Raw genomic sequence first — 24,804 nt, forward strand, 5'->3', positions numbered from 1 at the left:
TATACAACGAATTAAAAGCCTACACTAACACCTACTGAAAATACCTTACTAAAATAGTAATTGTTTCCAACAGTTCCATTGAAGGTACTAGAAACACCCATACCTTTTCTGTGTGAGAATAAAGCTAAATTTTCTCCAGAAGCAAATACACTTGCTGTCTTAGCATTGATCTCACTTAACCAACGTTTTGGCAATTGATAATTTAACGTAATGTTATTTAACTGCAAATAGCTGGCATTAGTTAACCATCGGCTGCTTGCACCAGTAAAATCTGTGATTCGATTATTATCAAATCTTGGAACATTAGTAACATCACCAGGATTCTGCCAACGATTTAATGCATCAACATGTAAAGCTGTACCATAAGAACCACCATGCATTAACGATTGATATGCACTGTCATAAACTCTTCCACCAAACTGGAACGTAAACAAGAAACTTAGGCTTAAGTTTTTGTAACTGAAAGTATTATTCATTGAACCATATAAATCAGGAATTGAACTATTGCCTGTATATCTATAATTTGCCTCACCAATTACTTTGGTCACAGTATCAGTACCGTTCACAATTTTCGCATTTGTAGTTAAGCTATTTGTTCTATATAATGCTTCACCTGTTTGTGAATCTACACCATAAAACTCTCTTAAGTAGAAATCATAAATCGAATGACCAACGCTATAAGCTTTAGTACCAGATTGAATCAATGGCTGATTATCCGGCATTTTAGTAATTTGATTCTTGAATTTGGTTAAATTAACAGTTGCTGTATATCTGAAATCTTTATTGCGAACAACTTCACCTGTAATCTGTGCTTCCCAACCTCTGTTATATAAACTTCCGATGTTAGTAGGAATGGCAAAGTAATACGGGCTTGTAGTTGATCCACCGTTTGATAATGGTTGTGGTACATCAAAAATTAAACCGTCAGTAATTCTGTTAAAATATTCAACAGTACCCGATAATCTGTTTTTAAATAATCCAAATTCTAAAGCAATATCTAAGTTCTTAGCGGTTTCCCATGTTAAATTTGGGTTTGATAACCTGGCCTGTCTTGATCCAGATTCAGCCTGGTTATTATTACCTAAGTTATATAATGCTTTGTAGGCATAATAATCGATACCAGCATCGTTACCCAGTTCTCCGTATGAAGATCTAAGTTTTAATTGATCTACCCATTTTGCATTAAAGAAAGCTTCTTTATGGATATTCCAACCTGCACTAATACCATAAAAATTATTCCAGCGTACTAAAGAAGAGAATCTAGAGTTACCATCTCTACGGAAGTTAGCGCTTAACAAATACTTACCATCAAAATCATAATTTACACGACCTAAATAACTTTCAAGAGCGTAATTATCCTCGTAGGAACTCGTACCTAAAACGGTTGCAAAGTTTGAAAGTTCTGTAATTCCATCAAAACTTTGTCCACTTCTACTACCTGTAAGCTCATTGTATTTACGTGTAAATGTTTCATGACCTGCAAGTGCGTTAATGTTATGCTTACCGAATTGCTTATTATATTCTAACAACTGGTTGAAGGTAATATTTGTTGTACGAAATAAACTTTGATAAGCTCTTCCAGCAGGCGCACCGTCTCCAATGATTGGGTTGTCATATAAACGTTCATGAATATCCTGTAAGTCGAAACTCACATTAGTTGTCGCTTTTAAATCTTTTGTGATGTTAACAGTAGCATAGGTTCTAGCATTAATTACACCTCTAACTTGTCTTTGAGAATCATTGATATTTTCGAAGATCGTGTGACGACCTTGCGAAAACGGACGACCATTACCAAAGTCAAATTGACGCTGGCCATTGGCATCTAATATATAATCTCCTGTTGTTGCATTGTGCAAATAAACCGGATAGATCGGGCCAATATAACGAGAAATATAAAATGGGTTAACTACTGAAGATCCGCCGTCACCCACGTTATCCGTTAATGATTTTGAATAGGTACCACTTAAATTTAAGCCTGTTTTAAACCATTTAACCGGATTAGAATTCACAGCTACACGACCGTTGTATCTTTTTAATCCAGATTTTATCAAAAATCCTTCTTCATTTGTATAACCAACTGATGCGAAGAAGTCAGATTTCTCATTACCACCTGAATAAGTCATGTTGTAATTTTGTCTTTTCTTTCCACCTTGGCTAGCTGCATCAGCCCAATCTAAATCATCACCATATAACAATGATGCATTAGGATTTAATACCCCATCAGCAGATACAATCTGGTTATCAGCAACATTGTATGGATTGTATCCTAATAAGGATTTAACACCTGAGTAATTTGCACCATTGTAGCTGTTTAAGGTTCCGGCAGCAATTTGACCAGCAACATTACGTGGAATAGCTAAAGAACCATACTGCAAAGTATTTCTTTGCACTTCCCACATTAGCGGATAATAGGTATTTGCATCAACACGCTCATATTCAGGTAAACCACGAGCTAACCATCCTACAGATGCTTTGAAAGTTAAATTATCAGAATTCTTCTTACCTTTTTTAGTAGTAATCATCACTACTCCATTTGCCGCTCTTGAACCATATAATGCAGTGGTTGAAGCATCTTTTAAAATCGATACATTTTCGACATCGTCCGGATTAATGTTAGACATACCACCATCATATACGACACCATCAACTACAATTAATGCAGAATTTGAGGCAGAAATGGAACCAAATCCCCTTACTCGAATGGCAGCAGATGAACCTGGTGCACCACCTGCAAGGTTGGTCTGGATACCTGGAGCTGCACCGACAACTGCACTAAGAACGTTAGTAATCGGACGATCGGCGAACTCCTTTGCATTAATTTGAGCAGTAGAACCAGTGAAGGTTTCTTTTTTCGCAGTACCATATCCAACAACTAACACCTCCGTTAAAGATTGGGCATCTGTGGCAAGTTTTGCATTGATTACCGAACCATTGATTACTATCTCTCTTGTTGCAAAACCAATCGAAGAAATAATTAATGTTTTAGCACTTTGATTTACACGGATGGAATATTTACCGTCGTTTCCGGTTAACGTTCCTGAACCTGTAGTTTCTTTGATTTTTACGGATGCTCCCGGGATCGGAAGTCCATCTTCACTTGACGTTACTGTTCCAGTAATTGTTCGGTCTTGCGCCATTGCACTGAATGCAACAAACAGAAGCACGAACAAACTTTGTAAAAGTTTTTTCATGAATTTAAATTAGTTGTTTGATTTAATTACTTTAAGGCTCCTAATTTAAGGCATATCTCTTTGTAATTCAAATATTACACAACAAAAATTAACCAATTATTGAGATATTTTTGGTTATGACATTCAGATTACCGTAGAATTAACATCGCATTAATACTAAAAATTTAGTTATTCGTTGTATATTTTAAAATTTTTTACAAACAAAAAGGAGGTTAATCACTTAACCTCCTTTTTAGAATCATACTATTTTGTTTAATAAAATCAATGTCTGTTAAACTATCTCAGCAATGATAATTAATTCCTCTTCAACCTATCAATAAGTATTATCAAATGATCACGTTTATTATAGCATGCCAAAAAAAGCAATAAGATCTGCTTCATTTTTTAAAGGAGGGTTGACTTTTAGCTGGTCTGATGCGTTTAAGCCCTTTTCTGAGATAGCTGCCAAAATACCCTTCTTGTTGGGCTTGATTTCGTAAAAGGATGCGCCGTCTAAAACGAAATATTTCACTTTTGAGTCGTAACGCATTTCAGTTACTTCATTATAGCCTTTCGTTGTGATAATATCCTTTTTTACCTGTTTTAATAATTTTATTCGTCCATCAGTTAAAACTTGGTACAATGTATTTTCTGTATTTTTATCTATCGGTGGAAAACCCGCACGATAAATATTTGATACATTATTGCTTGTAATTTTAAATTCTTTAACTGGCTTTGTAAATTCTAGTTTTTCATTTCCACTTTTGAAATAAAGTTTATCTTTTACCTGATCGTAAATCAAATCAAGATTTGGATAGCTTACATTTTCCCCGACCAAAATTACACTTCCTTTTGCCCACTCTTTAAACAAATTAGGATCACCTTTTACATTATCTATTCTAGTTTCATTTATTGATTTCCCTGTTGGCATAGAAAGCTTAAGAGAATTGGCATCCAATTGAGCAAATGCCATTTGATTAAAAATAACCAAAGTGTAAACTATGATAAGATACTTTATTTTCATCATTTTTTCTATGAAATTTTGAATACTAAATCGCTTATTAAGGCAGATTTTTAATAAGTGCTACCAATTGAGACTCATTCTTTATTTTATAATTAGCTACTAAATCACCAATGGGTAAACCATATTTATTAGCGGCTTCAGTGAGACTTTCATCATTTGGCTTAACTTCAAACATTTTGTCGCCAGTATTTACAAAATATTTAACTTTCGCATCATATCTCTTTTCTGTTACGATATTGTATCCAACAGTTACGTAAACATTTTTTTCTACGCGTTTTAAAAGCTTATATTCTCCATCCTTTAACACCTCATAAATGGTATTGTTATTATTACTATTTACTGAGGGGAATCCTGTCCTGAAATAACTTATCTGATCTCCATCCGCGATGGTAAATTCTTTAATTGGCTTATTGATTGTAACAATACCTTTATTCCCTTTTACATAAAGCTTATCATTAACCTGATTATAAGTTAAATCTACATTATTGTACACAACATCTTCATTTTTAATTGTAATATTTCCTTTCGCCCAACCATCAGTAGTAGTTGCTTTACCTTTAACATAATCTGCCTTAATATAGCTATTAGGCAAATAGTTCCTTTCCAACTGAAAAAATGATAAGCTTTCATATCTTGGAATCCTCGAATTGATGTGTTGAGCTTCAGGCTGCAAAGTAAATCTGCTGGTCAGATTTTGAGCATTACTGTTAACAGTAGCCAGTACAACAGTAATGAAAATTAATAAGTGTTTCATTTTCATGGGATTTAGAGTTTTAGATTAATAAAAATATCTAAAAATCATTTATAAAACAAAAAACCCTTGCTAATGGCAAGGGTTTTTCTGTAACAAATTAATATATGTATTAACAAATCACATCATTAATAACCAGGGTTTTGCTGTATGGTTGGGTTAGCAAATTGTTCAGCTGATGGGATTGGTAAAATATAATTTCTTCCCGTGGTTGCAAGAGTTTTTGGAACAGCTGCTCCCACCGTAATGTCCCTGTCATCTCTTACTACAGGAAGTTGTCTTCTTCTTAAATCAAAGAAACGGTGACCTTCAAATGCCAACTCTTTATATCTTTCTAACATGACAGCGTCAATTAGTGCTTCTTTATTAGCAAATGTTAGATCTACATAACCAGTTATACGGGCCTTTCTGACACTGTTTAGCGCAGAAGCACCAACAGCTACCTGATTTAGTTCTGCATTGGCTTCAGCCAAAATCAAATACATTTCAGAAGTTCTGATCACTTTAATGTTGTTAAATCTGTTCGTTGCATTTTGTCCTGAATATTTATTTACTTTCCAACTTTCTCTAGATGAAGCTACAGTTCCATCTCTAAAAATAAATGCATTGTATCTCACATCTGTAGTAGGACTATATGTATCAATTAATTTAAAGGAAGGAGAAAAGAACACATCTGTGTTGTCATCAGTCCAATAGGTACGCACAGAACCTGCATTTGCATTCCTTCTCAATTGGAAATAATTTTCAGAAGTATTAGCATCTGTCCAGATCGCTGCATAATCTGCGCCTGTGGCCAATGTACCTTTAGCTGCAATTGCAGCATTAGCGAAAGTAACAGCATTGGCCCAATCTTTTGCATATAACGCAGCACGAGCACGTAATGCAGCAATTGCTGGCTTAGTAATTCTAAAAATATCTGTAAATGAAGCTGGAATCAAAGCATCTGCTTGGGCAAAATCAGCATTAACTTGTGCCATTACCTGTCCAAAAGTAGATCTTTGTGGCTTTCCTAAAATAGAAGATTCAAGCATGATCACTGCCCCCAGCTGATCATTTTCATATCTAGGAGAAAACCATCTTAGCAACTCTGCATGAGCCATAGCCCTGATAGCAAATAATTCACCTCTTAATCTGTTTTTTGTTGCTACTTCGGCAGTAGATCCTGCAGGTACATTTTCTGAACTCGCCAAAGCACGGTTAACCCGATCAATTACATTATACATAGTACCCCATGATGAAGTAACGTCGCCATTTCCACTATCAAAATCCCAGCGATGTGCTCCAGCAGCATTTCTGATCAAGTTATCAACACCCCATCGGGCTTCATCAGCCATAATCGTATTTACAAAATACGCTTGCTGATATTGCAAGTTTGAATATGCGCCAATGGTCGCACGATCTAAATCATCGATATTTTGAATAGCGGTTTCGTTAGATATTGTATCGGTAGGTTTTAAATCGATATTCTTTTCGCAAGAAGTAAGAATGATGCTGGATAACAGCATTAATCCGACGATTTTATTTATATTTTTTATCATTTTATTATCAATTAAAAATTAACTTGAATACCTAATGAAAAGTTTCTTGGCGCAGGATATTTGAATTGAGCGATGTTATTGTTGTTTTCTGGGTCAAATCCACTCCATTTAGTCCAAGTACCTATATTTTGGCCCATGGCGTAAATTCTAGCACTACTCAAAAACTTAGTTTTTGTTATCCATGCCTGAGGTATATCATAACTCAAAGTTAAATTTCTCCAACGGATGAACGAGGCATCTTCAATATCGAATGAACTGAACTGGCGGCTTGATCCTAAACGAGCAATGTTAGTAATTGTGTTTGTTGGAGTCCATGCATTAGCCATTCTTGTTTGTTGATTGTATGCTGAAAATTGAGATTGACTAGATAGAAAGAATGATTCGTTATTAAACATCGAAAAGCCTTGGAAGAAAACAAATAAGGTACTTAAATTAAAGCCTTTATATCTTACACTTGTTCCAAAACCACCTGAAGTAGGTGCCTCGTAGGTACCCCATTCTGCTGTCGAAAGCGCTGGTCCATTGTACACATTGGTAGTTGTTCCATTAGATTCTTTAGTAACAGGATCAACATTGAAGTATAGTGGATCGCCATTTGCTGGATCAACACCGGCATAACCTACAGCGTAGTGAGAACCTTTAGGTAGACCAACTCTGATGATTGATGTACCCGCAGGATATTCAGTTGCCTGGCCTAAATCAGTAATTACGTTTTTATTGTAGGCAATATTTGCATTTAAAGTCCAAACGAAATCTTTCGAGGCTAAAACATCTACCGAAACATTAGCTTCAATACCCGTATTTCTGATACTACCTGCATTAATTGATAATGAACCAAATCCAGAAGTTAGTGACAATTGCTGATTGATAAAGTTATTTTTTGTGTTGGTACGATAAAACTCTGTTGTTACACGAAGTCTGTTATCCCAACCAGCGAAATCAACACCAATGTTTAAACCTTTAGTATATTCCCAGTCATAATCAGGGTTTCCTGGAGAAGCTGGAGCAATACCCGATACACCCGCATACGATACGTTTCCATAAGTTGGAAGGTAACCGAAGTTAGATTGATTTTGAGCTGTTGCCGTTTCACCATAACTTGCTCTTAAAATTAAGGTATTAAGGAAGTTACTTTGACTTAAGAAATCTTCTTGTTTGATATTCCAGTTAGCACCGATAGAGTAGAAACCGTGCCATCTGTTTTGCTCAGGAAGTTTCGAAGATCCATCATACCTGTATGTACCTTGGATTGTATATTTTTTGTTATAAGTATAGTTTACCAAACCAATAAATGAAGTGAAACCGTACTCAGTCTTACCACCACCAACAGTTGGAATCATTGAGTTCGTATTTGTACCAGCCGTAATACCTGCAGGGGTATTTAATAATTTAGGATTGATACCAAAACCATTATAGTTAAATAAGCTCTCTCTGTTTCTAATCGCCTCAACTAATGCATTTGCATTAATTTCATGTAAGCCCCATGATTTGGCATAAGTTAAGCCAGAAGTTGACGTAAGATTTAAAATCCTTGTCACGTTATTACCATAAGATCCCTGGTTACCATTCTGAACTGAAACACCAGCATGAGATCCAGGAAAAATGCTTCTTTCTTGAACAGTTTGACGATAATCCAAACCTAAATTGGTGGTTAACTTTAAGCCATCATAAATCTCATAAGTAGCATTTGCAATTACAGTTGATTTTATCTGATCTGTTTTCAATGTGCTGTTATTTAATCTGTCTAAGGCATTCGAACCTAAACGACTATCAGCCAAAACACCGTTAGCTGCAGTGTAAGGGTTAAATGGCCTAAAACCGTTTGTTGTGTTATTCGCAGTTAAAATTCTTCCATCAGGACCGTAAGGATTTTCCCATGGCAAAGCTAAATAAACTGCAGCAAAAGGATTGGCTAAAGCTACACCAGCTTCAGATTCAATAAAGTTTGATTTCGACCAACCTAAATTACTTTGAAGACCTAAATTTAGTTTTCCCGAAGTATGATCAACATTTAAACGCATCGTATAACGATTCAAATTTGATCTTAATGCAATGCCTTCTTGATCATAATAATTGAAGCTTGAGAAAAATCTTGTTTGCTCTGAACCCCCTGAAGCGGTTACCTCATGCTGTTGGAACTTACCATCTCTAAAGAAGATATCATCCCAATTAGTATTGACATTACTTAGTGAATCTCTAATCGCCGCTCTTCTTGCAGCTGGAATAGTAGAGGCTGTATTAAGTGCAGAATATGTCCATCCAGCACCAGCTCTACCTTGTTCTTGTAAAGCAAGAAGTTGAGATGAATTCATCATATCAAATTTAGCTTGTGTACGTAAATCAATACCACCCTGAACATTGTAGCCAACTTTAACCTTTCCGGCAACTCCTCTTCTCGTTTTGATTACCACAACACCATTACCACCTCTTGATCCATATAATGCAGTTGCAGATGCATCTTTCAAAATACTTATCGATTCATAATCATTAGGGTTCATAGTAGAGAATGTAGCTTCGTCTACAGCAATACCATCAATTACATATAATGGAGTAGATCCGCCAGCTATCGAATTAGATCCACGTATACGGATACTTGCATTTGATCCTGGCTGACCAGTTCCTGATAGTACGTTAACACCAGGAGCTTGACCCTGAAGCCTTGTTGTAAAGTTAGGCTGTGGAATGTTAGCAATCTGACTATTGGTTATAACTGATGCAGCACTAACATTTCTCACCTTAGAAGTTTGAGTATATCCTGTTACAATAATTTCTGACAAGGTATTATCGTCAGATACCAGTGATACACGGTAAGTGTTAGAAGAAGTTATTGGTAAAGTTTGACTTACGTAACCAATGTAAGAGATAATAAGATTTTTGGCATCCGACCCCGCAATAAGCGAGAAACTACCATTTTCTGTGGTCACAGCTCCACCTTGTGATCCTTGAACTCGAACGGTCACGCCGGGGATAGGCTTACCATCTGCCTTATCCGTAACTGTTCCTGTAATTGTTCGGTTTTGTGCCCATGCAGATCCAGCAAGAAGCATTAATACGAACAAACTTTGTAGAAGTTTTTTCATGAAATTTAAGTTAGTGAATGATTGATTTTAGCTTCTAAGATAGAATAAACGCATGCTTATTTCGTCGGCAATGACTCAGAAATTTAGCATAATTAGGAGTATACTTGAATTTTGACATTTTTATTACAATCTTATTAAAACAAAATTAGCATCACGAATTTTGTTCTTTGTATTAATTTAAATTTCTTACAAATAAAAAAGGAGGTTAACTGCTTAACCTCCTCATTAAAATCATACTACTTTATTTAATAAACCCAGATAAACCGCTGTTTGATACCGGGTTTTTCGGTAAAACTAATTCTCGCTTTTACAGAAAAAGTGGCAGCATAATTTACGCCTTTATAACTCGAAGGAATCCAGTCGATATCGAAACCCTTTTCAGAAATCACCAGCTTCTTAGTGACTAAAATTCCATCTGCAACATATTGTGCTTGATAGTTCGCACGACCATTTTTATCAATTTTGGTAATCAAATCAGCTTCCAATGTTCCATCAGCATTTTTGTTTTCAGTTTTAACCATGCGCTTAAGCTCAGTACCAAGTAACGAAATGTATTGATCAATAGAGGTAATCGGCACAGGGATACTTGCCTTTTCTTTGACTTCAGGATCCTTGGCATCAATCTCTACCTTGAGCCTGTTAATGCTTGTGGTATCCAGAAACAATAATTTCTTCAAATCATAATTGTAGCGAAGGAATACTTTGCCGTCATCATTAAAAGCGTACCAGTTGCCTGTCCGAACGTTATCTTTGTAAGCGCCTCTGAGAAAAACTTTATCTTCTTCTTTTAAAACAGAATATACGCCTTCAATTTTTTTAGAATCGTTCATCGCGTAAACCACTTTGGTTTGGTCGGAAAGGACTGATGTTTTTTGCTCTTGTGCAAACAAAAGTTGATTAAGCAAAAGCGTTCCTATAGTAAGGTAGAATAATCTGGACTTGTTTCTCATATTTTCTAAATTTAGATTAAAATAAATATAATCTTTTTAAACGAAAAAAAGGTTATGATTTTCATCATAACCTTTTTTTTTAGAATTTGAATTTATTATCTCTCGTGATTGTATTTAAGCACTAGGCCAGTAACCGCTCTTCTATTTGAAGTAGGATTCCACTCAAAGTTTAGTGTAAGCGTTTTAGCTGCCGGGTCATATCTACTTACCGTAGCAGGAATATTTCTTAGTGTCGCATTACCTAAAGCAGTCATTGTAACCAGATTCGTAGCTGGATCAATCGTTGCTCTAAGGTTATCAATACCAGCAATACCAGATGAACCACCATGCCATGTTAAACCATTAATTTGAACAGTGTTTAAGTTAATTGTTTGTAAAGACACATCAGGGTTTCCAGCTAAGTCACCATTCAAGCCATCATTAACCGTTGGAACACCTGGAGCAGTAAATCTCTGAACGTTTCCAGCCGTTACATTGTAAACCCCATCATAGATATTTTTTGGCGTAACGTTTAACAAAATCGTTCCGAAGTTTCCACTGATGATCCCTGTAGAAACCGAAGAGATTGTTAATGGAAGCACTTGTAAACCTGTAAAGGCAAAAGTTAAAGGACGAAGTGCAACATTGAAAGTAGCTTTACTTGTTCCGGCTTTGATCACCACTTCATTGGTGCTCAAAGTATAACTTTCAGCGCCTAGCAAAGTATAATTACTTGAAGTTGCCGTATTATATTCCTGAATTTTTGCTGTATTTCCAGGAGTAATTCTAACCGTAATATCTTGAGGCGCTGTAGCTTCAGGGCCAGAATAACTTACCGTAATGGGTAAAGTTGGAAGAACTGCTGTTGAATAAGAAAATTGATACATTGGTGAAGGCGTACCATTCACAGCGATTTGTGCAGGATTGGCGAATTCAATCACATTGTGACCTTTAGCAGGGTCCAGGATCATTGTATCATCTTTTAAACAAGATGTTAGCGTGCTAGCAGCTAGTAAAAAAGTCAATGATTTAAAGATATATTTTTTCATAATTTTTATCAAATTAATTTAAGTCCCAAAAAATTCTTGAACCAAATAACGTTACACCAGCAGGAACATTGCCAGGATTATAAGAATATTCTTGTGAAGGATAAAGTATTCTACTGATTAATTTATCTGGACGTGTAGATTGAGATTGTTTAGAAGCAAATGTTAAACGTCCATCTGATGAGCCATCAACTATTTTCGGAAATCCAGTTCTTTTGAATTCATTGAACGCCTCATCACAGTGAATCACATTCATTGCAATATATTTTTGCGTGATAATGGCTTCAATCTGCGCCTGCAAACCTGTTGCAGGGTAGTTCACCAATGGATTATTTGGATTTTCCTGAGCTTGATAAGCAGCAGATTCAGAAAGATAATCCCATCCTGCAATTGCGGCACCAGCTTGATCCTGATAAATATATTTGAAAGAAGCTTTAATACCTTCATCAAATGCTGTTTTCGCACTTCCTGTTAAATAACCTCTTGCAAAGGCTTCTGCCTGTAAAAAGCGACTCTCAGCAGCCAAAAGAATAGGCTGTCCTTGAGCAGGTCCTTTTGCTACACCTATGTAAGGCGTGTTAGCGTCAGTACCTGTAAACCATGAAGTTGAACCAGCCGGTGGAACTACAGTTGAGGGTAAATTTTCCTCACCTAATCTGTTTACTGCCGGACTTGGAAAGCCTCTGTAAATAGCGTAACCTCTACCTTGATCAGAAATCTTAGTACCATTATAAAATGTTAAAATCCAGATCGTTGGAACAGCCTGAGCTTGAGACCTTACACCATCACTTCCGAAGGCAAGTGAATTATATAACGGATTTTGTCTGTTTGCTTCTTTTAAATATCCTGGATTTACAAGTGCATCTGTTTCCAAGAAACCAACTGATGTACTTAAAGCCGCAAATTCAGTAGTAGCATAAGCTGATTGCGCAGGCACACCAGCCATTTTAATTAACAAACGTAGTTTTACTGTATTAGCAAATTTTTTCCAAAGGTTCATGTCACCTTTAAATAAAGGATCTGTACTCGAAGCCACAACAGCAGGTTTGTTTGCGCTTGTAACTGCTTGACCATCGGTAATTGCTTTAATTGACGCCGTTAACTGTGCTACTAAATCCTTATAAATATCTTCAGCTTTATCATATTTAGGCGTTAAGATAGCGCTGCCTTTTAAAGCTTCGCTATAAGGCACATCATTATACTGATCTACTAATTTTGAGAACATGAAAGACTTCATGATCCTTGCAATAGCATTACTGTATACCAATGATGAATTTCCTGCAGTGTTGTCAATTACATATTGATAATCTGTTGCATTATTGTAAACACCAGAAAACAAGTTAGTAAAGCTACCAGCAGTATAGGCATAAGTAACACTGGCACCGTAACTACCAACACCATAAATGTTGGCGGCGAAGCCACCAGGAAAATAATAAGCGCTATTGTAAGATTGCGAAACAGCAGCTGAATTCACAATCGCTTGAGGTAAAACTAAAGCGGGTGTAGATTCGGTAGAACTATTTGGGTTTTCATTTATATCTAGATACTTTTTGCAAGACGTAAAGCCTACTGCTAAAGCAACTATCAATAAACCGTTAAATATCTTTTTCATATGGATGTTTTTTAAAATGTTAATGATAATGTAGCACCATAAAAACGAGCTGGAGGCGTTTGACCTAACGATGCAATACCTATACCGTTATTGTCAGGGCCTGCATCACTATACTCAGGGTCTGTGTAAATATTGGTTTTAGGTGTCCAGATAAATAAATTACGGCCTTGAACACTGATACGAGCACCTTTAACATATTTCAAACTACCCAAAACTGACTTTGGTAAATCGTATGATAATGATAACTCTCTAAGCTTCCAGAAAGCAGCCGAATAAACGTAATTGCTGGCAACGCCCATATTGGTTGGTCCATTCGTCCAGAAATCTACCCCACCTGTTCTGGTAGTGATGTTTGTGTTTGCAACATAAGTGTTTGTAACAGGATCCAAATACGATGAATTAGGGATTACAAAACGTTCGCGGTTGAAATATGTTGTTCTGATACCCGCACCAGAGAAATCATAACTTCCTGAGTTTTGACCCATAACGAAACCTCCACGGTATTCGAATAAACCTGTTAAACGGAAACCTTTGTAACTTACAGCAGCATCAAGTCCTAAACGATGACGAGGCTCAACATTACCCAAAACCTTATTTCCATTAGTAACATTTGGAAAACCAGTATATCTATCAACAATAACTCTACCTTCAGAATCTCTCACATAATCAGTTCCTTGAAGCACAGGGAAAGGCTGACCTTCTACAGCCCATGAACCTAATGTTGTTGTTCCTGACAAACCAAGTGCAGGTAATCCGTTGCTGATGGAAACAACTTTATTGTTATTATAAGTATAGTTAGCACCAACAGAAACCTCTAAACCATTGTCTAAATTTCTATAAGGAACAAGGCGTAAGTTAGTTTCAATACCATTATTGCTTACTTCACCTGTGTTTGTTAAAAATGAAGAAAAACCTGTAGAGTTAGCAACACTTACCGGAACTGTTTGGTCAGTTGTATTTGTTTTATACATGGTAAAACTACCCGAGATTCTTGATTTTAATAATACAAAATCAATACCACCCTCATAAGCCAAAGTCATCTCTGGTTTAATATTAGGAGAAACAATACGATCAGCTAAAGTAAAGCCCGGGATACCAGCATAAGGATAACCAGAAGCCTGACCAAATGTTGGCAATAAAGCGTAGGCACCGAAATTTGTACTGTTACCTAAGTTAACGTTACCCACTTTAGAAACACCCCCTCTGATTTTCAACGACTCAATTACTTTTGAGTTTTTCAAGAAAGGAATGGCATCTGAAGCAATGAATGAAATATCAGCAGCAGGATAGAAGAATGATCTGTTTTCAGGAGACAAAATTGATCTCCAATCGTTTCTTCCTGTTACGTGTAAATATAAATAATTTCTAAATCCTAAACGTGCATCACCATAAACACCAATTTGTCTGGCTTTAAAGTTCGATTCACTTGCCGATGGGTTCTGAAGACCATTGCTTACGTTGAAGAAATCATCCAGAGCTAAACCTCCTTGAGTACCTACATCAACTCTTTTATAAGTGTTTTGTCTGATGGTAGCACCAGCAATAACATTTAAAGAGAAGTCTTTAGATAACTGCTTGATGTATTGCGCCTGGAACTCAGGGTTGATTTGAACATTGTAACCAGAATAATCACTTACACCACCAACGATATTAGCGAAGTTAGGCGTAGATGCTAAACGGTAAGCAGAATATGTAAATTTGTTGGTAGTAGATTTATTTGAAAATGCTCTGTTAGATAAATTCGCACGAACCAATAATGATAAATCCTTAATTGGATTCCATTTGATTTGTGCATTACCTGTTAAATAATCGTTGCGAGTTGCACTACGAGAGTTTGCCAAAGCAAAATATGGATTCTGATAGTACTCATTATAATATCCGTTAGGATTAGCAAACGGATCATTTTTGAAATCTTTGTATCTCGTTAAAGGAATTTGTCCTGGAGATTGAAGTACGTTATCAAATACACTTCCGATAGCATTTCCCTGATCGTAACGGTTTTGAACATAACTTAAGTTAAATCCAAAAGTTACATTATTACCTAAATTACGCTCCCCATTGATACGCATCGAGAATCTGTTATATTTATCACCAGGCACAGTACTTTTTTGATCAAAATATTGACCGGAAAAGTAATAGGTTCCTTTATCATCACCTGATGATAAGTTGAAATCGGTTTGGTTTGAATAACCAGTTTCCCAGAAAGCATCTTTATTTTCATCTTTATTGTAAGAATAAGGAACTGACTGGATTGAGCCATCTGCCAACGGTTTACCGATTGGGCGAACTACCCCATCAAATGCAGGACCATACTGCTGATTTTCGAAAGCTGTATAAGTAGGAATATCATCGTTACCCGTACCAGAACCAAATCTATCCTGTAATTTAGGTAAGAAACTTACCTGCTCAACATTAGTAGTATGACTTACGTTAATACTTGTAGCACCTCTTTTACCTTTTTTGGTGGTAATAATTAATGCACCATTTGATGCATCAGAACCATAAAGTGCCGCAGCACCCGCACCATTCAATACCTCAATGTTTTCGATATCTTCAGGATTTAAATTTCCTAAAACATCACTTGGTACGATAACGTTATCCAAAACTACTAAAGCTTGGTTATTACCTAATAAAGAGCGGTTACCTCTTAATACCAAACGTATGTTAGGGTTAACACCACTACTTACAGCGTTTACTTGTAAACCCGCTACTTTACCAGTTAAAGCGCTGGCAACGTTAAATGCTTTACCTTGTGTTAATTCTTCAGCCTTAACGGTTGTAGACTGGTTACCTTGCTCACGACGTTTAATTGCAACACCACCAGCTGTTACTACAACTTCATTCAGCGAAGTAGCATCTGATGCTAAAACAGCATTAATAACATTGCTCGCCGGAATTGTGAACTCACGAGAAGCATAACCTAAAAATGTTACGACAATCGTTTTACCATTTGATGGAACGGTTAAGGTAAATTTACCATTCGCTCCGGTTTGTGCGCCCAGGTTAGGAATTTCTTTTACCCTTACTGTTGCACCTGGAACAGGAAGACCGTCTTCTTGAGAGGTTACCGTACCAGTTACTGTTCTTTCCTGAGCCATTGCGCCGAACGCAACGAACATAAGAATGAACAAACTTTGTAGAAGTTTTTTCATAATTTGAAAATAGGTTAGTTAATGATTCTAATAAAACACTAAAGTATAGTTAGTTGAGTATATCACCAAATTTATTTTAACAATTTTTAACATTCTATTTAAAATATGACAAAACCGCCTAATAAATGTTAATAAATACAACAAAGCCCTATGTTTGATTAACATAGGGCTTACATAATATTGGTTTTTTGTATGATTAATAACTACAAAACAGGATATTCCCAAAAAGAGTCTTTCCACCTTCCCAAAAATTTCTAAAAAGCGGGTCGTTAGCCAAATAAACCACTTGTCCTCTGCCAAAATCCTGTATACCGATCAACAATCCTGACTTTAATTCTTCACGTACCTTTTTACCGACGACGCCTGCCATCAAACTTTTTTCATTAACCTGACCCACATTCCAGCCTTTGGCAAATGGCTCATAAATCTTCCGGTCAGTTTTAAGCGTGTAATAGAATTTTCCCAATCCATACGATAAAGGATGTGAAGCATCCAGATTCACCTTATAAATTGCACCCGGGATAGCGAATTCAAAGTCATCTTTATCTTTGTTTTTAAACAGCAATTTGCTTGGCTCAGGTTTTTCATCTTTTTTAGCAACTATTTCTTTCTTTTTTAAGTCAAAACCCTTTTTATCCAACACGCTTTCAATAGCATCTTCCATTAAAATTAATTTGCCTCCCTTATTTAACCAGGAGGTAAGACCATCGCCTACAAAAGCACTATAACTTCCATCTGGAAGGATTAAAGTATTAACTTTATTAATATCCAGGTTATTGATATCCCTGGCATTGATAATACTTGGTGCGAGGTTTAAATCGTGCTCCAGATAAAACCAGGCTTCACCAAATGCCAGCGAAGAAACCTCAGTACCAGAAACGATAGCAATTTTTGGTTGCTTTAGTATCGGATATACATTTGAACCAAAATCTTTTCCTTTTTCGACAAAGCCACTGGTAATTCCTCTGACCGGCTTATCAAATTTTCTGGCGATGGCGACTACCTTTTCTTTTAAACCTTTTACACTCTTTTCATTTTCTGCCCTTAAAACAATCAGTGTTCCGGCAGGATAGTCTTTGCCGGAAACCGTAAATGGTTGATCAGATTGCCTCACTTTGATATTTTCTTTCTGCAAATCGATTAATACCTGTACATTTTCTGCAGCGCCCCAGGCAAATAACCAGGCTAAAGGTTTATCAATATCATTTGATGTTTCATCGGCCACCGCCAAATCAGCATATTTACCTTTAAAACTTTCTTTACTGGCATAAGCTTTTAAACCATATACATAAGGTAATGCCCAGGCGGTAATGTCGTAAGTGTTTGAATCTGCTACAAAAGTTTGCGGCTCCATTAATACATTTGCTAAAACTGCTCTGGGCTGCAATACATTAATAATCAAATCATTTCTGTCGACGGTAAAACTTTCTTCTTTCTGCGTATCGTAGTCGTAACCCCTTCCGTTTTTATCTGCACCGTAAGCGAACTGAATCTTGTTTTTCGCGAGCAAATCTGCCAGTTTTTTTAATCTTGATAAATTACTGGCTTTTACAACATAGGTTTTATAAATACCAGGAGCGGTGTTCATTTCCTGCTGAAAATACTTTTTATATTCTTCCAGCAATTTGCCTTGATTTTGAGAAGATACCTCAACCGTTGACATTCCTGTTGCGAAATGGTGTGCAATACGATCTTTTAACGTTAAGGTATCACCATTGTTGGTTACCACTGATAAACCAGCTCTGATGCCACCTTGTTCATAGGTCATGCCGATGGCACCATTATATAAGGGATAAGTATCACCATAAGATGGGTAAAGTAAATCGAAACGCTCTTTTGTAAAATATTGCCAGCCTTCTGCATCAAAGTATCTGGCATTATTTTTTCCCACCACGACCTGAAAACTTCTTTGCCAAGGGGTGATATCCTGGTGAACAGGCTCGGCAGCTGGTGCGAAATAATATGGCTCATTATAGCTTTGTTCATGAAAATCGACATGTACCTGAGGCATCCAGTTATTATATAATGCCAATCTTTGCTTACTTTCCATTTGGGTTTGCCAGGCCCAATCGCGGTTCAAATCGAAATAGTAATGGTTAGGGCGACCGCCTGGCCAAGGCTCTATATGCTCACGCGAAGTAGGATCTGAATTTGGTGTTTTACCTACAACGCTGTTGAAATAGTTGACATAGCGGTCTCTACCATCAGGATTTAAACATGGGTCAATGACTACTACTGTATTTTTTAACCATTCATTGGCTTGTGTATTTTGACCTGAAGATAAGGCATACAGCATTTTCATCGAGGTTTCGGTAGAGTTGGCCTCATTACCATGAACATTATAGCTTAACCAAACCAACGCAGGCTGCGATTTAAGATCAACCGTATTATCTGCCCCTGTCGCCAGTTTTAAGTTATTGGTGCGTATTTGCTCTAATCTTGAAATATTTTCTGCAGATGATATCGCCACAGCAAGTAGTGGCCTTCCTTCATTGGTTTTGCCATATTCAATTAGTTTTATGTTTTTGGGTGAAGCTGCCGCCGTTTGTCTGAAATAATCTACTACCTTATAATGTGGTGTAAAGTGTGATCCAAGTTCGTATCCTAAAAAATCATCTGGTGACTTTACTTGTGCAATTGCACCAAATGCTGTGATTACCAGGAGCAGGCAGAACGTTATGCTTTTCTTCATAAAACAATTAAATTTTATCTAATGTAGTAATTTTGCTTTTTGTTAATGCTAAACCTTAATTTTACAGCATATTTTTTACGAAGAACATGATTACAACCGCTCAACTCTACCTCCATTTTCTTGAAAATCCTACCGTTTCAACTGATACCCGAAACATTACACCAAGCTGTATCTTTTTTGCACTTAAGGGCGATCATTTTAATGCAAATGAGTTTGCAGCGCAAGCATTGGAGAAAGGTGCATCGTTTGTTGTTATTGATGAGGAAAATTACGCCATAAACGAAAAATGTTTGCTGGTTGATGATGTACTTACTGCCCTGCAGAATTTAGCCCGTTACCATCGCGAACAATTAAATATTCCTGTAATCGGACTTACGGGCAGCAATGGTAAAACGACCAGCAAAGAATTGGTAAATGCTGTTTTAACAGAGCGATTTAAAACATTTGCCACCTTTGGGAATCTCAATAATCATATTGGTGTGCCACTTTCAATTTTATCAATCACTCATGATGTTGAAATTGCGGTGATTGAGATGGGGGCCAATCACCAAAAGGAAATCGAGTTACTTTGTTCGATTGCTCAACCTACTCATGGCATCATTACCAATGTTGGCATGGCACACCTGGACGGATTTGGTGGGTTTGAAGGTGTAAAAAAGGGTAAAGCAGAACTTTACGCCTATCTGAAAGAAAACAATGGTTATACTTTTATCAATAGAGACAATGCTCATTTAATGGAAATGAGTGCTATCGCCGGATTAAATAAGCTGATATATTATGGTACTGAAAATGGAAACACCATAAAAGGCAATTTAAAAAGCAGTGATCCTTTTATTGAAGTAGAATGGACCAATCATGAGGTTTCTTCTGTTGTAAAAACAAATTTAACTGGCAGCTATAACTTTGAGAATATTCTAGCCGCTATATGCATTGGCGATTTCTTCGATATGAATCCTGAAGAAATTAACACTGGCTTGGCCAATTATCAACCCAAAAACAACCGTTCGCAGCTCACAAAGACGGATCACAATACAGTTATCTGCGATTTTTACAACGCCAACCCAAGTAGCATGACCGCGGCTTTGAACAATATTTCTGTTTTATCAGCAGATAAAAAATCGGCCATTTTAGGTGATATGTTTGAACTTGGTCCTGAATCTAACCTACAACATGAAATAATTGCAAAGCAAGCTTCTGATAGTGGATTAAATCAGCTTATTTTGATTGGAAAATATTTTTATGCTTTAAAGGATCAATTTAATGCATTGTTTTTTGAAACTCCTGCAGAAGCGGCAGCCTACATTCAGCAAAATCCAATCGAAAATCATCTGGTTTTACTGAAAGGGTCAAGAGGGATGAAGCTGGAAAGTTTATTGCAGTATTTATAATTATATAACCGCAAAATACAGACACAAAAAAAGCGCTGTAGATTTCATACAACGCTTTTTTTTTTGTTATTTAATAATAAAAGCAAGTGCTAAGGTGACTTATTTCACTTCTTCTACTAATATTCCCACATCACTCACCTCAACTAAGGGATTATCACGCATGTTTTGTTCAATCTCAATTTCAAACTTGCCATTTCTAGGGAAGCGATGATTTTCAAGTAGAGGTAGCGTGTAGCTAAAAACATTTCCAGAACCGCTCCCGAGCCATTCGCCGTCATTCTTTGCCAGTTGAAACTCAAAACGTTGGTTAACTGTGTTTTTCCCGTCCTTAAAGTGAGCAAGAATAAAAATGTTCGAATACTTGTATTCTGCGGTATGCCTTAACTTAAAATAAACATTATAGGCTTTTGCATTGTCTTTGATTTCAAATGAGGTGATAATGTGGTTACGATAAGTCCACTTGCGATCTGGAATTTCCACATTGCTATCAATAACATTAGACGAACATCCCACAAAAAGAGATGCGACCAATACAAAGCAAAATAAGAACGCTGTCTTTTTATTCAGAAGCAGGTTTATTCTCTGAGCCATTTTGATTTCGGCGGTTATTGTTTTTCCTACGGTTATTTCTGTTTTTATTTTTGCTTTGCTCCGGTTTTGCACCCTCAACATTTAACTCGCCATCTGCTTTAGCTACAGGTTTTTGCTGTTGAGGCTTCGGATTATTGCTTTGAGGTCTCGGTCCCTGAACATGCTGCGGTTTTGGAACCGCCTGTTGCTGGGGCTTCTGATTGTTGCCTTGTGGCTTCGCTGCCGCATTTTGCTGTGGACGAGGCCCGTTTTGCTGTGGCTTTCCTCCATTTTGCGGCTTTTGTGCACCCTGTTGTTTATTACTCGGTGATGCATTTTTATCTCCAGCAGGAACACGTTCCCTTCGGTTATCGTTTTTCTGATTGCGGCTTTTCTGATTGCGGTTTTGATTATTTCTACCTTTAGAACGTTCATCCAAACGGGTTAAACTATCCTGACCCACTACATTTTCATAATCAAAAGATTTTTCCACTACCACAGGTGCAGCAATTTGAACAGCTTCCTCTTTTAAATTAGGCGCTTTTTTGCCAGCCTTATTCATTGCCATGATTTCTTTTACACGGGCGGCTTTCACCGGAATCCAGTTTTCATCACCCTGGTAACTGAACCACATGATTTTTTTGAAAATATCGGTTTTCTGATGACGGGCATATCCTGCCTCAGTATCTAAATTTTCAATACGATCAGGGATATCTTTTAGCGCATCTAAATAAGTATCAAGCTCATAGTTTAAACAACATTTTAACTTACCGCATTGTCCGGCAAGCTTTAAAGTGTTCAAAGAAAGATTTTGATAACGGGCCGCGGCTGTAGAGACGGTTTTGAAGTTGGTTAACCAGGTAGAACAACATAATTCACGTCCGCATGAACCAATCCCGCCTAAGCGGCCAGCCTCCTGGCGCATACCAATTTGGCGCATTTCAATCCGGATCCGGAAACTTTCGGCCATTTTTTTAATCAGCTCACGAAAATCAACACGACCATCTGCAGTATAGAAAAATGTAGCTTTTGTTTTATCGGCCTGGTAATCCACGTCGCTAATTTTCATTTGCAAACGAAGATCCAAAGCCAATTTACGGGCTTTATGCATGGTTTCCCATTCCATTCCCTTGGCCGCATTCCATTTTTCTACATCAGCCTCTGTCGCTTTGCGATAAATTTTCTTGGTAACCTGATCCAAAGCCGTTTTGCGGCGTTTCATTTGGATACGCACCAGCTCACCTGTTAACGAAACATGCCCTACATCAAAACCTCCGGTTGGCCCTTCAACAGCAACCAACTCGCCAATTTCTAAATAAATATTATCGTTATTAAGGAAAAACTCTTTACGCGATCCTTTGAATTTTATTTCTGTAACCTGAAAAGGTTTATAATTTGAAGGCATATCCAGGTTGGATAGCCAATCGTGAACTTCCATTGTCTGACACCCACCGGTGCCACATGAGCCATTACTTTTGCATCCATTAGGGGTGCAACCACCACCTGTTGAACAACTTCCACATCCCATATCTAATTGTATATATATTGAGTCCCCGCAGGGAGCGTTTTAAACTTTATAATTTTTACCAACTGTAAAGATACATCTAAAAACAGAATTTTAGGGTTTGCATTCCTTTCGATGTGGTAATGTGCTTTTTCCAGTTCGCCAATAATGGCTTCGGCCATGGGCAAAGTGAGCACGTGGGTACTTAGCTTTTTTGCGGTTTCAAATGTTAAAGGGGGCAGTTTTACCAACGCTTCCGCACCACTCAAAATCAGGCAGCACTCCCGCAAATAATTTACACCATATTTTAAAAAATTCTTTTGATTTTCTCTTCCCCACTTTGCTGCATCATCTGTAAAATCGATCAAATCAGGTACTTTATTTCCGAATCCCATTCGCAGCCAGGCCGTAAAAGTTCCTGAGCTGTCGCTCTGCGTGTCAGCAGCCAGGGCTTTTGCTTCAATTAGATTTCCATCGGCGAGGAAAGCATAATCAGTCGCCTGATGTGCTGTCAAGCCGCTAGAATGCATTAAATAACTTGAAACTTCTTCACCGGTAAGCTTCGGGATTTTTACAATCTGCGTTCGCGATAAAATGGTAGTTAGAATCTGGTCCTGACTTTGCGCAATCAAAATAAACAGCGTATTGGCAGGCGGCTCCTCAATTAATTTTAACAAGGCGTTCCCTGCTTTATCCAAATACTCGGGCAACCACATTATTAAAACTTTTGTTTCAGCTTCAAATGCTTTGTAACTCAGTTTTTTTATAATATCGTGGCACTCTGCAATCGGAATATTGGCTTGTTTATTAGCGGCATCCAGCTTCGATCGCCAAATATCCATATCAAAATAAGCATCATGCAACAGCATGTTTCGCCAATCTTCCAGCACATCAATAGCCGTTTTGGTATTTGCAGATGCAAAAAATGGGTAAGAAAAATGCAAATCGGGATGAATCAAACGTTCATACTTTCTGCAGCTCGAGCATTCGCCACAACTATCAGCCTCTTGCTTATCTAAACAATTGATATACTGCGCATAAGCAATCGCCAACGGTACAGCACCCGAACCAGCCGGCGACAAAAAAAGCTGCGCATGGCTCACGCGGTTTTCTTTAACCGTTTGCACCAATTGTTGCTTAACCTTATCCTGTCCGATGATTTCTTTAAACTGCATTTGGTGCAAAATAAGAAATAGATATGATATTCACCGCTTCATCTGGCCGAACTTGTTTCGGAACAGGTGAATTTTAAATTTTCAAGACAATAAATGGATGTAGAAAAGCAGCCTTCGGTAATGCTTTGGTTAGTGTGGTCCCTCTTTACGCTATATCTTTTATTGTGAATGATCTGGCAGGGTATTAAATAGCTGCAACAATAAAAGGATGCCGCTGCAATAGGGTTTATTTACGTCGGCCTTGTTTTCAAAATAACAAGCACAAAAAAGGCCGCCCAAATTTGAGCAGCCAATTACGAAATTATCGACATATTAAAATCTGTAACCAATACCAATATTAGCACGAATACCTGCCCATGGGCCTTTAAAATCTACTACTGCACCATTAGCAGTTACTGTACTTGAAACATTTCCTACTGGTAAATCAATTTCATCTAACTCGCTTTTCAAATCTTTTTGCTCCTGTGCCGATAATGTTTTTGTTCCTGATAAATTTCCACGAGAAATTCCGTACTGAGGGCCAAAAATCGACCAGTCTAAATAAAACTTATTGGCAATTTCCCATTGCGCACCAAATAAAACACCTGCCGTATAAGTATTTAATTTTCCACTCAATGGAATCATTTCTGTTCTGTTGTTAGAATCAAATTCGTAGTTAATAGAGGCATTATAGTTTGCATATTTTAAAAACGGAGCGATGTAAAAACCTTTAAACACACCCTTACCCATATAAAATTTAATCTCCGGTGTGATGGCAAAATTTCCCATCTCTAAACTTCCCAATTGATCGTCAATGCTGTCGAAAGATGAACTAAAAGGCAAAGAACCTTTCGGCATCATTCTAACACCTAAGCCTACACTTGTTTTACCAAAAATGGCTCTTTCGTATTGAACATGAAGTGTTTTCAAGGCCAGTGACGGAAGATTTAACTTAACCAGGTTTTTCTCTGCATCATCGGCTTGATTTACCTTTTGCGCAAAACTGTTTAATGATAATAAGCCTATTGCAGCAATAAGGCCTAATGATTTTGTAAATTTTATTTTCATTATTTTTTTGTTTGATTCAGCTTTACTTTGCAAATCATCGGCCAATTGTGCCAATGCCATTAACAGTTATATACACCGCTTATTGGCTGATTACCAACGCAAACAGTGTTGAAATAAGGGGAAAAT

The 24,804-nt window shown here is 37.2% G+C and carries 15 protein-coding genes; 1 reads left to right on the top strand and 14 read right to left on the bottom strand.

Features of this window, described 5'->3' with window-relative positions; translation table 11 throughout:
• Positions 1 to 11 precede the first annotated feature (11 nt).
• The 10 genes from EA772_RS05390 to EA772_RS05435 all read right to left on the bottom strand — a co-directional run bounded on the left by EA772_RS05390 (position 12) and on the right by EA772_RS05435 (position 18,994).
• Complete coding sequence (locus EA772_RS05390; RefSeq protein ID WP_124911668.1) at positions 12 to 3,191, bottom strand: TonB-dependent receptor; 3,180 nt, start codon at positions 3,189 to 3,191, stop codon at positions 12 to 14.
• Positions 3,192 to 3,534: 343 nt separating this feature from the next.
• A complete protein-coding gene (locus tag EA772_RS05395; protein ID WP_124911670.1) occupies positions 3,535 to 4,197 on the bottom strand; it encodes a hypothetical protein in 663 nt (220 codons plus the stop codon).
• 34 nt (positions 4,198 to 4,231) lie between these two features.
• The gene (locus EA772_RS05400) at positions 4,232 to 4,948 is read right to left on the bottom strand and encodes a hypothetical protein (RefSeq protein ID WP_124911672.1); all 717 of its coding nucleotides are present in this window, start codon (positions 4,946 to 4,948) and stop codon (positions 4,232 to 4,234) included.
• Positions 4,949 to 5,073: 125 nt separating this feature from the next.
• Positions 5,074 to 6,483, bottom strand: coding sequence for a RagB/SusD family nutrient uptake outer membrane protein (locus tag EA772_RS05405; RefSeq protein WP_124911674.1), 1,410 nt, complete (start codon positions 6,481 to 6,483; stop codon positions 5,074 to 5,076).
• An 11-nt stretch (positions 6,484 to 6,494) separates the two neighbouring features.
• Positions 6,495 to 9,563 carry a SusC/RagA family TonB-linked outer membrane protein gene (locus EA772_RS05410; RefSeq protein ID WP_124911676.1) on the bottom strand — a complete coding sequence of 1,023 codons (3,069 nt, stop codon included), beginning with the start codon at positions 9,561 to 9,563 and terminating at the stop codon, positions 6,495 to 6,497.
• Positions 9,564 to 9,808: 245 nt separating this feature from the next.
• A complete protein-coding gene (locus EA772_RS05415; protein WP_124911678.1) occupies positions 9,809 to 10,513 on the bottom strand; it encodes a hypothetical protein in 705 nt (234 codons plus the stop codon).
• A gap of 95 nt (positions 10,514 to 10,608) precedes the next feature.
• The gene (locus tag EA772_RS05420; protein ID WP_157259051.1) at positions 10,609 to 11,463 is read right to left on the bottom strand and encodes a DUF1735 domain-containing protein; all 855 of its coding nucleotides are present in this window, start codon (positions 11,461 to 11,463) and stop codon (positions 10,609 to 10,611) included.
• A gap of 91 nt (positions 11,464 to 11,554) precedes the next feature.
• Positions 11,555 to 13,150 (bottom strand): SusD/RagB family nutrient-binding outer membrane lipoprotein, encoded by a 1,596-nt coding sequence (locus EA772_RS05425; RefSeq protein WP_124911680.1) that lies wholly within the window; start codon positions 13,148 to 13,150, stop codon positions 11,555 to 11,557.
• 11 nt (positions 13,151 to 13,161) lie between these two features.
• Positions 13,162 to 16,302, bottom strand: a complete 3,141-nt coding sequence (locus tag EA772_RS05430; RefSeq protein ID WP_246834050.1) for a SusC/RagA family TonB-linked outer membrane protein — start codon at positions 16,300 to 16,302, stop codon at positions 13,162 to 13,164.
• Positions 16,303 to 16,498: 196 nt separating this feature from the next.
• Entirely contained in the window at positions 16,499 to 18,994 is a 2,496-nt protein-coding gene (locus EA772_RS05435) for a M14 family metallopeptidase (protein ID WP_124911682.1), read from the bottom strand.
• 86 nt (positions 18,995 to 19,080) lie between these two features.
• Here EA772_RS05435 and murF point away from each other — a divergent pair, with 86 nt between their 5' ends.
• The gene (gene murF / locus EA772_RS05440; protein WP_124911684.1) at positions 19,081 to 20,382 is read left to right on the top strand and encodes a UDP-N-acetylmuramoyl-tripeptide--D-alanyl-D-alanine ligase; all 1,302 of its coding nucleotides are present in this window, start codon (positions 19,081 to 19,083) and stop codon (positions 20,380 to 20,382) included.
• Between the two features lie 99 nt (positions 20,383 to 20,481).
• Here the strand turns inward: murF and EA772_RS05445 are convergent, their stop codons facing one another.
• From EA772_RS05445 to EA772_RS05460, 4 genes are all read right to left on the bottom strand, one after another.
• The gene (locus EA772_RS05445) at positions 20,482 to 20,973 is read right to left on the bottom strand and encodes a gliding motility lipoprotein GldH (RefSeq protein ID WP_124911686.1); all 492 of its coding nucleotides are present in this window, start codon (positions 20,971 to 20,973) and stop codon (positions 20,482 to 20,484) included.
• Positions 20,942 to 22,480, bottom strand: a complete 1,539-nt coding sequence (gene ricT / locus EA772_RS05450; RefSeq protein ID WP_124911688.1) for a regulatory iron-sulfur-containing complex subunit RicT — start codon at positions 22,478 to 22,480, stop codon at positions 20,942 to 20,944. Before ricT ends, EA772_RS05445 begins: the two co-directional genes overlap by 32 nt.
• Positions 22,481 to 22,482: 2 nt before the next feature.
• Positions 22,483 to 23,631: a hypothetical protein gene (locus tag EA772_RS05455; RefSeq protein ID WP_124911690.1), complete on the bottom strand. Its 1,149-nt coding sequence runs from the start codon at positions 23,629 to 23,631 to the stop codon at positions 22,483 to 22,485.
• Positions 23,632 to 23,943: 312 nt separating this feature from the next.
• On the bottom strand, positions 23,944 to 24,678 hold the full coding sequence (locus EA772_RS05460; RefSeq protein WP_124911692.1) for a DUF3575 domain-containing protein: 735 nt from the start codon (positions 24,676 to 24,678) through the stop codon (positions 23,944 to 23,946).
• Positions 24,679 to 24,804: the final 126 nt, after the last annotated feature.

This window comes from Pedobacter sp. G11, assembly GCF_003860265.1.
GTDB classification, from domain to species: domain Bacteria; phylum Bacteroidota; class Bacteroidia; order Sphingobacteriales; family Sphingobacteriaceae; genus Pedobacter; species Pedobacter agri.